General features: G+C 69.9%; 12 protein-coding genes and 4 tRNA genes. 11 read left to right on the forward strand and 5 right to left on the reverse strand.

Annotated features, from left to right (window positions below; genetic code table 11):
- Positions 1–82 precede the first annotated feature (82 nt).
- A tRNA-Val gene (locus B0B14_RS06920) sits at positions 83–158 on the reverse strand.
- A gap of 148 nt (positions 159–306) precedes the next feature.
- On the opposite strand from B0B14_RS06920, the gene B0B14_RS06925 reads away from it, so the two are divergent.
- The 5 genes from B0B14_RS06925 to B0B14_RS06945 all read left to right on the forward strand — a co-directional run bounded on the left by B0B14_RS06925 (position 307) and on the right by B0B14_RS06945 (position 2,540).
- Positions 307–378 (forward strand) — tRNA-Gly (locus B0B14_RS06925).
- Positions 379–429: 51 nt separating this feature from the next.
- Positions 430–500, forward strand: a tRNA-Cys gene (locus B0B14_RS06930).
- 27 nt (positions 501–527) lie between these two features.
- Positions 528–602, forward strand: a tRNA-Val gene (locus B0B14_RS06935).
- 147 nt (positions 603–749) lie between these two features.
- On the forward strand, positions 750–2,024 hold the full coding sequence (locus B0B14_RS06940) for an acyltransferase family protein (protein ID WP_076680702.1): 1,275 nt from the start codon (positions 750–752) through the stop codon (positions 2,022–2,024).
- Positions 2,025–2,033: 9 nt separating this feature from the next.
- The gene (locus B0B14_RS06945; protein ID WP_076680703.1) at positions 2,034–2,540 is read left to right on the forward strand and encodes a glycine cleavage system transcriptional repressor; all 507 of its coding nucleotides are present in this window, start codon (positions 2,034–2,036) and stop codon (positions 2,538–2,540) included.
- A gap of 80 nt (positions 2,541–2,620) precedes the next feature.
- Here the strand turns inward: B0B14_RS06945 and B0B14_RS06950 are convergent, their stop codons facing one another.
- Complete coding sequence (locus B0B14_RS06950) at positions 2,621–3,805, reverse strand: SLC13 family permease (RefSeq protein ID WP_256714286.1); 1,185 nt, start codon at positions 3,803–3,805, stop codon at positions 2,621–2,623.
- 169 nt (positions 3,806–3,974) lie between these two features.
- On the opposite strand from B0B14_RS06950, the gene thrS reads away from it, so the two are divergent.
- Both thrS and B0B14_RS06960 read left to right on the forward strand, forming a co-directional pair.
- Positions 3,975–6,002 carry a threonine--tRNA ligase gene (gene thrS, locus B0B14_RS06955; protein ID WP_076680705.1) on the forward strand — a complete coding sequence of 676 codons (2,028 nt, stop codon included), beginning with the start codon at positions 3,975–3,977 and terminating at the stop codon, positions 6,000–6,002.
- An 86-nt stretch (positions 6,003–6,088) separates the two neighbouring features.
- On the forward strand, positions 6,089–6,586 hold the full coding sequence (locus B0B14_RS06960; RefSeq protein ID WP_076681321.1) for an HIT family protein: 498 nt from the start codon (positions 6,089–6,091) through the stop codon (positions 6,584–6,586).
- Positions 6,587–6,595: 9 nt separating this feature from the next.
- Here B0B14_RS06960 and B0B14_RS06965 read toward each other — a convergent pair whose 3' ends face one another.
- Genes B0B14_RS06965 through B0B14_RS06975 form a run of 3 tightly spaced genes read right to left on the reverse strand, consistent with a single transcriptional unit; the run spans position 6,596 to position 9,151 of the window.
- Positions 6,596–6,895, reverse strand: a complete 300-nt coding sequence (locus B0B14_RS06965) for a hypothetical protein (RefSeq protein ID WP_076680706.1) — start codon at positions 6,893–6,895, stop codon at positions 6,596–6,598.
- Positions 6,895–7,746 carry a pyridoxal kinase PdxY gene (gene pdxY, locus B0B14_RS06970; protein ID WP_076680707.1) on the reverse strand — a complete coding sequence of 284 codons (852 nt, stop codon included), beginning with the start codon at positions 7,744–7,746 and terminating at the stop codon, positions 6,895–6,897. The genes B0B14_RS06965 and pdxY overlap by 1 nt, the downstream gene beginning before the upstream one ends.
- A 28-nt stretch (positions 7,747–7,774) precedes the next feature.
- Positions 7,775–9,151: a pyridoxal phosphate-dependent decarboxylase family protein gene (locus B0B14_RS06975; protein WP_076680708.1), complete on the reverse strand. Its 1,377-nt coding sequence runs from the start codon at positions 9,149–9,151 to the stop codon at positions 7,775–7,777.
- Positions 9,152–9,259: 108 nt separating this feature from the next.
- On the opposite strand from B0B14_RS06975, the gene B0B14_RS06980 reads away from it, so the two are divergent.
- From B0B14_RS06980 to ruvB, 4 genes are all read left to right on the forward strand, one after another.
- Positions 9,260–10,021 carry a YebC/PmpR family DNA-binding transcriptional regulator gene (locus tag B0B14_RS06980; protein ID WP_076680709.1) on the forward strand — a complete coding sequence of 254 codons (762 nt, stop codon included), beginning with the start codon at positions 9,260–9,262 and terminating at the stop codon, positions 10,019–10,021.
- Positions 10,022–10,109: 88 nt separating this feature from the next.
- Positions 10,110–10,667: a crossover junction endodeoxyribonuclease RuvC gene (gene ruvC, locus B0B14_RS06985; protein WP_076680710.1), complete on the forward strand. Its 558-nt coding sequence runs from the start codon at positions 10,110–10,112 to the stop codon at positions 10,665–10,667.
- A gap of 51 nt (positions 10,668–10,718) precedes the next feature.
- On the forward strand, positions 10,719–11,342 hold the full coding sequence (gene ruvA / locus B0B14_RS06990; protein ID WP_076680711.1) for a Holliday junction branch migration protein RuvA: 624 nt from the start codon (positions 10,719–10,721) through the stop codon (positions 11,340–11,342).
- Positions 11,335–12,399, forward strand: a complete 1,065-nt coding sequence (gene ruvB / locus B0B14_RS06995; protein ID WP_076680712.1) for a Holliday junction branch migration DNA helicase RuvB — start codon at positions 11,335–11,337, stop codon at positions 12,397–12,399. The genes ruvA and ruvB overlap by 8 nt, the downstream gene beginning before the upstream one ends.
- Positions 12,400–12,411: the final 12 nt, after the last annotated feature.

Genomic DNA, 12,411 nt, shown 5'->3' on the forward strand with positions numbered 1-12,411 from the left:
ACGCCGGTGGAGTCCGCCTCCCGGCACGCGCGCAGGGTGGGCCCGGAAACACAAGAGACCCGCGTCGTGACGCGGGTCTCGGTGGTGGGCGATACCAGACTCGAACTGATGACCTCTTCCGTGTGAAGGAAGCGCGCTACCAACTGCGCCAATCGCCCGTGATCCCGGAGGACCGAGTCTCGATAGTACCGGATGCCGGGGGCAGGTCACGAACCGGGAGAGGTGACACGCGCGACATCGTGTCGGTTTTGCGCTCCGGCATTCGTCGGCTAAAGTCGATCAAGTGCCCGGGGAAACCAGGGTCACGCGGATGTAGCGCAGTGGTAGCGCATCACCTTGCCAAGGTGAGGGTCGCGAGTTCGAATCTCGTCATCCGCTCGAGTGCGGGGATCTCTCTCGAGAGATCACGACACGTGGGTCGAACCACATGGTGGCGTGGCCGAGCGGCTAGGCACCGGCCTGCAAAGCCGTTTACACGGGTTCGAATCCCGTCGCCACCTCGCCGGACAACTGAACAGCCTGTACAGGCGCGATTGGCGCAGCGGTAGCGCGCTTCCCTGACACGGAAGAGGTCACTGGTTCGATCCCAGTATCGCGCACCAAGAAACCCCCGGATTCCCGGGGGTTTTTTCGTTCCCGCCCGAGTCTGCGGCGATGGTGGCGCTCCGACTTCTCCACAGCACGCGTCGCCGCCCGCACGAGGAGGGCTCCTGCCGTACATTCGGGTGCGAGCAGCCCACGGAGGTGCCATGACCCGGACCGCCCCGCCCGAGATCGATCTGGCCACGCGCGACCTCACCCTCGATCTCGCGCGCGTCACGTGCGTGCTGCTGGTCGTCGTCATCCACCTCGTGCAGGTGGGCATCGGCGCCGGGCCCGACGGCGCGCTCGTCGTCACGCGGCCCGCAGAGCTCCAGCCCTGGTTCCCGGCCGCCACATGGGCGGGTCAGATCATGCCGCTCTTCTTCGTGGTGGGCGGATTCGCGTCGGCAGCGGGATGGCGTTCGCACACCGCCCGGGGCGGCACGGCGACCGCCTTCGTGCGGGGCCGCGCCCTGCGCCTGGCTCAGCCGGCACTTCCGCTGTTCGTGTTCTTCGCCGTCGTCCTGACTGCCGCCTCACTCCTCGGACTCGCCCCCGACATCGTCGCCGCGGCCGCCGTCGGTGCGGGATCGCCCCTGTGGTTCCTCGCGGCCTACCTCCTGTGCCAGGCATCCGTCCCCCTCATGATGAGACGGGATGCCGCGGCCCCGCGCCTCACCGTGGTCGTGCTCGCCGTCGCCGTCGTCGGGGTCGATGCGCTCCGCTACTCGACGGGACTCGAAGACATCGGGCTGTTCAACCTCGCCTTCGTCTGGCTCCTGTGCCAGCAGTTCGGCATCCTGTACTTCCGCGGGGTGTTCGACCGCCTCCGCGGCCCCGTCCTCGTCGTGATCGCCATCGCGTGCTATCTCGCCCTGTGGCCGCTGACCGCCCTCGGTCCGTACGACGTGAGCATGCTCGAGAACCTCAACCCGCCGACTCTGCCGCTGGTCGTTCTCGGACTCGCGCAGGCCTGCATCCTGCGACTGCTCAAGGATCCGCTCACGGCGTTGATGCGGCATCGCGTGGCCCAGGGGGTCGTCTTCATCGTCGGCGGCCGCCTCATGACGATCTACCTCTGGCACCTTCCAGTGATCCTCGCGGTGACCGGACTCACGCTCCTCATCCCGGGTGCGGCACCAGCCCCGGCGACGGCCGCGTGGTGGTGGAGCCGGATCCCGATGTTCCTCGTGGTGATGGGTCTGCTCTACGCCCTCTCCCTCGTCGTCGCGCGGTGGGAGGCGATGCCGTCGCTGCCCCCGGCGCCGCGGACAGGTGCGGTCGCGCTCGGGGTGCTGCTCGCCTTCGTCCCCGCGTTCCTGGTCATGGAGCTCGGCCTCGACGTGCGCCTGGCGCTCCTCGGGGCAGCGGCCTACGCGGTCGCCGTGCTCGCCCTGCGCCGAACGGGCGTCCGCCGGTCCATCGCCGACGCACAGCGCTAGGCTCACGGCATGGCTCAGCTCGTGCTCACCCTGGTCGGAGACGACCGGGCAGGACTCGTCCGTTCATTGGCGGATGCCGTGGCCACCCACGGCGGCAACTGGGAGCGCAGTGAGCTCGCCGAGCTCGCCGGGGCGTTCGCGGGGATCGTGCTGATCTCGGTTCCGGACGATTCGCTCGCGGCCCTGACCGAGGAGCTGAAGAGCCTCGACGGGCTTCTGTACATCACTCCGCACGCGAGCAGGGGAGCGGCCGCGCCGGCGGGGGAGAAGCTGTCGTTCACCGTGCTCGGCAACGACCACCCCGGCATCGTGCGCGACATCACCCGCGCCCTCGTCGACCACGGTCTCAGCATCGACCGCTTCACGAGTCGCACGCTGGAAGCGCCCATGTCGGGCGGGACGCTGTTCGAGGCGACCGTGAGCGCGCACATCCCGTCCGGTGTCGACGCTGCGGAGGCGACCGGCGCGCTCGAACGCATCGCCGGTGAGATCCAGGTCGACCTCACCGTCGGCTGAATTCCGCACACCGAGGCTGTCGGGTCCTGCGCGCGGCGCGAAGATGCGCAGCACGGTCGAGAGCTGCCGCGCGAGCGGAATCAGAACAGCGCCAGCGGGATGACGGAGAGGCCCACCACGAGCGGCGCCGTGATCAGCCCGAGGAGCACGTAGCGCCGCCACGGCACGTCGATGCCCACGGCCGTGAGCCGGGCGTGCCAGAGCAGCGTCGCGAGGGACGCCCACGGTGTGATGAGCGGGCCCGCGTTGACACCGATCAGGAGCGCGGCCAGCCGCGCCGGGGAGTCGGCCGAGGACTCGAACGCCAGGTACGCCGGCAGGTTGTTGATCGCATTCGCGCCCAGCATCCCGACACCCGAGAGCTGCCACAGCGACAGCAGGTCGTCTCCCGTGCCCGTGGCGGCCGCGACCACCGCACCCGATCCGAGCGCCTCCAGGGCTCCGACGGCGAGGAAGAGCCCCGCCGCGAACACCACGAGCTGCCACGGCACGAGCGCGAAGCGCAGCGCACCCGGCGACCGCCACGCGAAGAGGATGCCCAGGACGACCGCCGCGGCGAGTGCCGGCATCCAGGGAGGCAGTCCGCTCACCAGGAGCGGCAGGAGCACGACGACGACGGACGCCGCGACCACGAGCTGCACGCGGTCGGAGACCACGGGGGGCCGTGCCGGGGCGTAGGAGCCGCGCAGCGCACGGCGGTGCACGAGGACGAGCACGGCACAGGTGACGACGACGGCGACGAGGGCGGGAAGCCCCAGGAGCGCGACGAACGAGCCCGCATGCCCCGCACCGACCCGCTCGACGGCGAGCAGGTTGGTCAGGTTGGACACGGGAAGGAACAGGGATGCCGTGTTGGCCAGCCACACCGTCGCGAACGCGAAGGGAAGCGGATCGAGGCGATGGGCGCGGGCGACGGCGACCACGACGGGCGTCAGCAGCACCGCCGTGGTGTCGAGCGAGAGGAACGCCGTCACGGCGATCGCCAGCACCACGACGAGCAGCCACAGCACCCACGTACGCCCCTTCGCGACGCGGGCGAGCCAGGAGGCTGCGACGTCGAACACGCCCGCGGTTGCGGCGAGCTCGGCGACGATCGTCACGGCGACGACGAACAGCAGGATCGGCCACACGCGGTCGGCGATCACGAGGGCGTCCGAGGCGGGGAGCAGGCCGAGCGCCATCGCCAGCCCGCCGAGGACGAGCAGCACACCGCCGACGATCGCGAGCTTCACGGCATCCATCATCCCCGTCCGCGCGGGTACCATGGCCACATGGAACTCCGCCGGCACGTCGCGACCGTCGTCGCCGTCACCGGCACGCGAACTCCGCAGGCCTGAGCGGGCAGGACGCCAGCGCGTCCGAAGCTGAGCACCGCCGCGGCGCATCCGCGCGCCGACGGTAGCCTGGAATCCACGCATCCTCTGGAGAGTTCCCTTGACTGACGTCGTCATCCCGTCGGACGCGGCCTACCCCGCCGACGGCTTCGCACTTTTCCCCGACCGCTCCGTCGTCGCCCTGCGCGTGAACGGAGAGCTGAAAGACCTCGCGACCCTCGTGCAGGAGACCGATGTCGTCGAGCCCGTCCTGGTCGACAGCCCCGAAGGCCTCGGCATCCTGCGCCACTCGTCGGCGCACGTGCTCGCCCAGGCCGTGCAGCGCATCCGACCGCAGTCGGATCTCGGCATCGGTCCGCCGATCGAGAACGGCTTCTACTACGACTTCGGCGTCGACGAGCCCTTCACGCCGGAGGACCTCAAGGCGATCAAGAAGGAGATGGAGCGGATCGTCCGCGAGAACCAGCGCTTCGTCCGCCGCGTCGTCACCGACGACGAGGCGCGCGCAGAGCTGGCCGACGAGCCGTTCAAGCTCGAGCTGATCGGGCTCAAGGGGCCTTCGGCGGGCTCAGGGACCGAGATCGCGAAGACCGAGGGCGCCTCCGTGGAGGTCGGCGCCGGCGAGCTGACGATCTACGACAACGTCGACCGCAACGGCGAGACCGTGTGGAAGGACCTCTGCCGCGGACCCCACGTGCCCGGCACGCGCTACATCGGCAACGGCTGGGACCTCACCCGCGTCGCCGGCGCGTACTGGCGGGGGAGCGAGAAGAACCCCCAGCTGCAGCGCATCTACGGCACGGCCTGGCCGACGAAGGACGAGCTGCGCGCCTATCAGGAGCGCCTCGAGGAAGCCGCCAAGCGCGATCACCGCAAGCTCGGCAAGGAGCTCGACCTCTTCTCGTTCCCGGACGAGATCGGATCTGGCCTGTCGGTCTGGCATCCCCGCGGCGGCATCGTGCGCGGCGAGATGGAGCAGCACGCCCGCAAGCGCCACATCGAGGGCGGCTACACGTACGTCTACACGCCCCACATCTCGAAGCAGGATCTCTTCCTGCAGTCCAACCACCTCGTCACCTACAAGGAGGGCATGTACCCGCCCATCCACATGGACGAGGAGCGCGACGAGAACGGCGAGATCACCAAGGCCGGCATCGACTACTACCTGAAGCCGATGAACTGCCCGATGCACATCCTCATCTACAAGGAGCGGGGCCGCAGCTACCGCGACCTCCCGATGCGCCTCGCGGAGAACGGGACGGTGTACCGCAACGAGCTGTCGGGGACGATCCACGGCCTCACCCGCGTGCGCGGGTTCACGCAGGACGACTCGCACCTGTTCGTGACGCCCGACCAGCTCGAGGGGGAGACCACCCGCGTTCTGGAGTTCGTCATCTCGATGCTGCGCGACTTCGGACTCGAGGACTTCGAGCTCGAGCTGTCGATGCGCGACGACGAGAAGTCGAAGTGGATCGGCTCGGACGAGTTCTGGGAGTATTCGACGAGTGCGCTGCGCAACGTCGCGCACGCCAGCGGTCTGAAGGTCACCGAGGTGCCGGGTGAGGCCGCCTTCTACGGTCCGAAGATCGACCTGAAGACGAAGGACGCGATCGGCCGCACGTGGCAGCTGTCGACCGTGCAGGTCGACGTCAACCTCCCCGAGCGCTTCGACCTCGAGTACACCGGCCCCGACGGCGAGAAGCACCGCCCGATCATGATCCACCGCGCCCTGTTCGGATCGATCGAGCGGTTCTTCGCGATCCTGCTCGAGCACTACGCGGGCGCGTTCCCGGTCTGGCTCGCACCCGTGCAGGTCGTCGGCATCCCGATCGCCGACGATTTCGCGGACTACCTCGGCGAAGTCGTCGTGCAGCTGAAGGCCGACGGCGTGCGCGCCGAGCTCGACCACAGCAGCGACCGGATGCAGAAGAAGATCCGCACCCACACGACGCAGAAGGTGCCGATCATGCTGATCGCCGGCGCCGCCGATCGCGACGCGGGCACCGTGTCGTTCCGCTTCCGCGACGGCTCGCAGGAGAACGGCGTTCCGATCGCCGACGCGGTGCGCCGCATCCGGCACGCCATCGCGGCCAAGACGCTCGTCAACACCGCCGAGGATCTCGCGTGAGCGACCCTTCGACGGGCTCAGGGACCGAGGTCTCAGGATCAGGGGCCGAGGTCCCGGACCCCGAGCCCGTCGAAGGGTTCGCCGGCGTGCCCGATGCCTTCCAGCGTCTGTGGACTCCGCACCGGATGGCGTACATCCAGGCGGGCCCGCAGGTGCTGCGCGACGACTGCCCGTTCTGCGCGGCTCCCGACAAGTCCGACGAGGCGGGCCTCATCGTCGCGCGGGGCCGGACCGCGTACGTGCTGCTGAACCTCTTCCCGTACAACTCCGGCCATCTGCTCGTGTGTCCGTACCGTCACGTCGCGACCTACGACCAGGCGACTCCCGAGGAGATCGCCGAGATCGGCGCGCTCACCCAGCAGGGCATGCGCGTGCTCCGCAGGGTCTCACGGTGCGACGGCTTCAACATCGGCATGAATCAGGGAGCCGTGGCGGGCGCCGGCGTCGACGAGCACCTGCACCAGCACATCGTGCCGCGATGGAGCGCCGACGCGAACTTCTTCCCGATCATCGCCCGCACCAAAGCGCTGCCGCAGCTGCTGGGGGACGTGCGCGAGGCCGTCGCGGCGGCCTGGGACGACTGAGTCGAGCCGTCAGCCCCCGAGTGCGTCCCAGTTCACGTCGACCGCGTCGTGGTGTCGCACGGAGATGCGTGCGGGGAGCACGCGGCCGGCGTCGGGCCACCGCCGGGAATCGAAGACGACCGTCATGACGACGGTGCGCGGGGCGATTCCGGATGCCTCGGCCAGCAGCTCGATCTCGCACTCCTGGTAGCGGCGTCGACCGGCGGGCGGAGGCACGCGCACGATCGTCACGCGCCCGGGCACCGCGTCGGCGAATCGGCTGCCCGTGATCACCTCGAGGATGTGAGCGGAATCGCCCTCGGAGCTCATCAGCGGACCTGACGCACGGCGAACTGCAGGCGAGGATGGGCGTACGCCCCCTGCGACTCGACCAGCTGCAGTTCGCGCTGACCCGAGAGATGCGTCTTCTCGAGCAGATCGAACACGCTGGACACCGTCCGTGCCAGCGCATCGGCTGCATCGCCGGTGGCGCGGTAGTGCGCCGTGAACAGCGCGGCCGTGACGTCGCCCGATCCGTTGGCCTTCATCGGAAGCAGGGGCGTCTGCACGATCCATGCGCCGGAGTCGTCGACCGCGAGCATCTCGATCGTCTCCGGATCACGGTCGGGCCGCTCGACGCTCGTGACGAGGACGGTGCGCGGACCCATTGCGCGTGCGGCGTCGACCGAGGCGAGCGTGGACTCGATCGAATCGGGTTCCGTGCCGGTCAGGAAGCCGAGCTCGAACTGGTTGGGGGTGATGAGGTCGGCGGCGGGCACGACCTTCTCGCGGAGGAGGACAGGGATCGCCGGGGCCACGAAGCATCCCGACTTCGCATTCCCCATGACCGGATCGCAGGCGTAGATCGCGCTCGGGTTGGCCGCCTTGACGCGTGCCACGGCGTCGACGATGACGTCGCCGATGCCTTCGCTGCCCTGGTAGCCCGACAGCACCGCATCGATCTCGGGGAACACCCCGCGGTCCTCGATGCCGGCGATCACGTCGGCGACGTCGGCGGGGGAGATGAGCGGACCTCGCCAGGCTCCGTAGCCGGTGTGGTTCGAGAAGTTCACGGTGTAGACCGGGAGCACTTCGACGCCGATGCGCTGGAGGGGGAACACGGCGGCCGAGTTGCCGACGTGACCGAAGGCGACGGCCGACTGGATCGAGAGGATCTTCACTCCCCGATCATCCCACCCGCGGAGCGGCTCATCGCATCCCGGTCACCAGCCGCCCGATCGCGGCGACGGTCAGGTCGACATCGTCGAACGTCGTCGCCCACGACGACATCGAGCAGCGGAGCGCCGCCGCTCCGCGCCACTGGGCACCCGTGAGAGCCGCCGTCCCCTCGACGAGGATCGCTGCGCCCAAGGCCTGCGTCGCCTCGTCGGTATCGAGGCGGAACATCACCTGCGTGTACGGCACGTCGTTCACGATCGACACGCCAGGAATGTCGCGGAGACCGGCCGCGAGCCGCAGGGCGTTGCGGTGCAGGCGGTCCACGAGCCCACCCACGCCGCGGCGACCGAGGGCCCGCAGCGCCGCCCAGGCGGGCACTCCGCGGGCGCGCCGCGACAGCTCGGGATTCACGTCCCACGGATCGAGGCTCGTGAACATGAGGTAGTCGCCGCCCGTGCGGAACATCGCGATCGCATCTGCGGGGTCGCGCACGACGGCGATGCCGCAGTCGTAGGGCACGTTGAGCGTCTTGTGGGCGTCCGTCGTCCACGAGTCGGCGCCCTCCATGCCGAGGGTGAGCTCCCGGAGGTCGTCGGATGCCGCCGCCCAGAGGCCGAACGCACCGTCGATGTGGACCCACACGTTCGCCAGCCGCCGCGCGATCTCGATCAGCTCGCCGAACGGGTCGAAGGCGCCCGTGTGCACCTCCCCGGCCTGCAGGCAGATGATCGTCGGGATTCCGCGGTCTCCCGCGAGAGCGTCCTCCAACGCGGTCGGCAGCATCCGGCCTTGGTCGTCGGACGGCACGACCGTGAACTCCGCCGATCCGATGCCGCAGAACCGCGCTGCGCGGTCGATCGAGCCATGTCGGTCCGCACCGACGACGAATCGCACGGACGGCGCTCCGCGCAGTCCCTGCACCGTGATATCCCATCCCGCACGCCGGAGGACGGCGTGCTGCCCCGAGGCGAGACACACGACGTTCGACACCTGCGCTCCCGTGACCCAGCCGACGGCGGCTCCTGCCGGCAGACCCAGAAGATCGCACACCCATTCGCCGGCCACCCGCTCGAGGGCCACGGTCGCCGGTGTGAGGGTGCTCGATCCCGAGTTCTGGTCCCAGGTCGACACGAGCCAGTCCGCGGCCAGCGCGGCGGGGAGGGTGCCGCCGATCACGAAGCCGAAGAAGCGGCCGCCGGGGATCGCGACGAGGCCCGGTCCGGCGCGCTCGGCGAGGTCGGTGACGAGGGTCGCGGCATCCATCCCCTCGTCGGGAAGGTCGCCGCCGAACACGTCGATCATGTGGTCGATCCCCACGCGGGGCCAGACCGGTCGATCGACGAGGGAATCGAGGAAGGCGAGGGATGCCGTATGCGCGGCGTCGAGCGCACGCTGTCGTTCGTCCATGCCACGAAGTGTTCTCCGGGTGGAGTCCTGATACAACCGCCCCCGCTGCAACCGCCCCTGCGCCGAGATCTGCGCGGGCGGACGAGCAGTCGGAATAGACTTGTCGTCATGTCCGGCCACTCCAAGTGGGCGACGACCAAGCACAAGAAGGCCGTGATCGACGGCCGCCGTGCGAAGTCCTTCGCCAAGCTCATCAAGAACATCGAGGTCGCCGCGAAGCTCGGCGGAGCCGATATCGCAGGCAACCCGACGCTGTACGACGCCATCCAGAAGGCGAAGAAGACGTCGGTCCCCAACGACAACATCGATCGCGCCGTCAAGCGCGGTGCGGGTATCGGGGGCGACGCCGTCGAGTACACGACCATCGTGTACGAAGGCTACGGACCCAGCGGCGTCGCGCTGCTGATCGAGTGTCTGACCGACAACAAGAACCGCGCGGCCGCAGAAGTGCGCACCGCCCTCTCGCGCAACGGCGGCACGCTCGCCGACCCCGGCTCGGTCGCGTACAACTTCTCCCGCAAGGGCGTCATCGTCGTCTCCGGCGAGGGCACCACGGAGGACGACGTCATGATGGCGGCGCTCGAAGCGGGCGCCGAAGAGGTCGAGCCGCACGCGCAGGGCTTCGAGGTCACCACCGAGGCTTCCGACCTCGTGCCGGTGCGCGCCGCGCTGCAGGCCGCAGGCCTCGACTACGAGTCGGCCGACGTCGAGTTCGTCCCCAACCTCAAGGTGGAGGTCGACGCCGAGACCGCGCGCAAGGTCTTCCGCCTCATCGACGCCCTCGAAGACAGCGATGACGTGCAGAACGTCTTCAGCAACTTCGACCTCACCCCCGAGGTGCAGGCCGAGCTCGAAGCCGCCGACGACTGAACCTCCGCGGGATCGGCGCCGACCGCCGAGCCCGTGCACGAGGGCGCGCCTGACCCGGGCGCGCCCTCGTCGCGTTTAGCGTGGGGGAGTGCCCAGCCTTCGCGTCCTCGGGGTCGACCCCGGCCTGACCCGCTGCGGCGTGGGCGTCGTCGACGTCGCGCGCGACCGCTCCGCGACGCTCGTGCACGTCGGCGTCGTGCGATCGGACCCCGGCACGCCGATCGAGAAGCGGCTCGCCGCGATCGCCGCCGGGATCCGCGCGGTGATCGAAGAGCACCGACCGGATGTCGTGGCCGTCGAGCGCGTGTTCGCCCAGCAGAACCGCAGCACCGTCATGGGGACGGCGCAGGCGAGCGGGATCGCGCTGCTCTTGGCGGGGGAGCGGGGGCTCCCCGCCGCGACGCACACCCCGACGGAGGTCAAGGCGGCGATCACGGGCTACGGCGCAGCAGACAAGCGTCAGGTGCAGACCATGGTCGCCCGCATCCTGCGTCTGGACGCTCTGCCCCAGCCGGCGGATGCCGCCGACGCCCTGGCACTCGCGCTGTGCCATGCCTGGCGCGGCGGACTCGCGGCCCCCTCCGACGCCCCTCTGACGCCCGCCCAGCGCGCGTGGGCCGAGGCCGAGCGCCTGACCCGCCGCTGAGGCGTGCGTGTCGCTCGAACAAATCTCCGAAGCATTCCGTAGGCTCGCTGCATGATCTCCTCGCTGCGGGGGCGCATCGCCCACGTCGACGCCGAATCGCTCGTCCTCGAGGTCGGCGGCGTCGGCCTGTCGGTCTTCGTCTCGCCGCAGCTCCTCCACGGCGCGCACACCGGGAACGACCTTCACCTGCACACGAACCTCATCGTGCGGGAGGACGCGCTCACCCTGTTCGGCTTCGAGACCCGCGAAGAGCTCGTCGTGTTCACCCAGCTGCTCGGGGTGACCGGCGTCGGGCCGAAATCCGCCCTCGGTGTGCTCGCGACGCTCACGGTGGATCAGATCGCCGAGGCCGTCATCGCCGACGACGACGCCCCCTTCCGGCGGGTCTCGGGCATCGGCCCCAAGACGGCCAAGCTCATCGTGGTGCAGCTCTCCGGCAAGCTCGCCCCTCCCCGGCCGACCGTCGTCGCGGGCGTCTCTACGGCGGCCCCCGCTGTCGCGGTGCAGGTGACGCAGGCGCTGATCGGACTCGGGTGGTCGGAGCGCGTGGCGGCGGATGCCGTCGCCTCCGTCGCGGCGGACGCCGGCGAGTCCGACCGCGCATCCGTCTCGGCGCTGCTGCGTCTCACGCTCGCGATGCTCGGGCCCGCGCGCAAGGAGTCCGTCGGTGGATGACCTGCGCGACATCGACGATCCGATCGATGAGACCGAGCTCGCGATCGAGGGCGCGCTGCGTCCCACGTCGCTCGCCGAGTTCGTCGGACAGCAGAAGGTGCGCGCGCAGCTCCAGCTCCTGCTCGACGCAGCGCGCATCCAGCAGCGCGCCCCCGACCACATCCTGCTGTCCGGTCCACCGGGTCTCGGCAAGACGACCCTCGCGATGATCGTCGCGCACGAGAGCGGGCGTCCCCTCCGGCTCTCGAGCGGTCCGGCCATCCAGCACGCCGGTGATCTCGCGGCTCTGCTGTCGAGCCTGACCCCCGGCGAAGTGCTGTTCATCGACGAGATCCACCGCATGGCGCGCTCCGCCGAGGAGATGCTGTATCTCGCCATGGAGGACTTCCGCATCGACATCATGGTGGGCAAGGGCGCCGGTGCCACCAGCATCCCGCTCGACCTCGCGCCGTTCACCCTCGTCGGGGCGACGACGCGGTCCGGGATGCTGCCCAATCCGCTGCGCGACCGCTTCGGATTCACCGCGCACCTCGAGTTCTACGAGACCGATGAGCTCGAAGTGGTGGTCCGCCGCTCGGCCGAGCGTCTCGACGTTCGGCTCGCCGACGACGCGCGCGTCGAGATCGCCCGACGGTCGCGGGGGACTCCCCGCATCGCGAACCGCCTGCTGCGCCGTGTGCGCGACTATGCGCTCGTGCACGGACCGTCGACGGGTGCCGGCACGGCGCGGGGAGTGCGGGTGGGCTCGGAGGTGTCGGTGACGGATGCGGGGCACGCCCTCGCCCTCTACGACGTCGACGCGATCGGCCTCGACCGCCTCGACCGCGCCGTCCTCGATGCGATCGTGCGACGCTTCCGCGGCGGTCCCGTCGGCCTCAGCACCCTCGCGGTCGCGGTGGGCGAGGAATCCGACACGATCGAGTCCGTCGTCGAGCCGTATCTCGTGCGGATCGGATTCCTCGGGCGCACCCCGCGCGGACGCGTCGCGACGCCCGAGGCCTACGCGCATCTGGGCGTCGCGGCCCCCGACGGGGCCCTCAGATTCGATGACCTATAATCACTGAAGGCT

It is taken from the genome of Microbacterium sp. RU33B (genome assembly GCF_900155915.1).
GTDB lineage: Bacteria > Actinomycetota > Actinomycetes > Actinomycetales > Microbacteriaceae > Microbacterium.

What these genes read in the sequence shown, in the direction of transcription:
- B0B14_RS06940 (WP_076680702.1), top strand. Translation starts at nt 750, where the DNA reads ATGACCCGGACCGCCCCGCCCGAGATCGATCTGGCCACGCGCGACCTC.
- B0B14_RS06945 (WP_076680703.1), top strand. Translation starts at nt 2,034, where the DNA reads ATGGCTCAGCTCGTGCTCACCCTGGTCGGAGACGACCGGGCAGGACTC.
- B0B14_RS06950 (WP_256714286.1), bottom strand. Translation starts at nt 3,805, where the DNA reads ATGGTACCCGCGCGGACGGGGATGATGGATGCCGTGAAGCTCGCGATC.
- B0B14_RS06965 (WP_076680706.1), bottom strand. Translation starts at nt 6,895, where the DNA reads ATGAGCTCCGAGGGCGATTCCGCTCACATCCTCGAGGTGATCACGGGC.
- B0B14_RS06975 (WP_076680708.1), bottom strand. Translation starts at nt 9,151, where the DNA reads ATGGACGAACGACAGCGTGCGCTCGACGCCGCGCATACGGCATCCCTC.
- B0B14_RS06980 (WP_076680709.1), top strand. Translation starts at nt 9,260, where the DNA reads ATGTCCGGCCACTCCAAGTGGGCGACGACCAAGCACAAGAAGGCCGTG.
- ruvA (WP_076680711.1), top strand. Translation starts at nt 10,719, where the DNA reads ATGATCTCCTCGCTGCGGGGGCGCATCGCCCACGTCGACGCCGAATCG.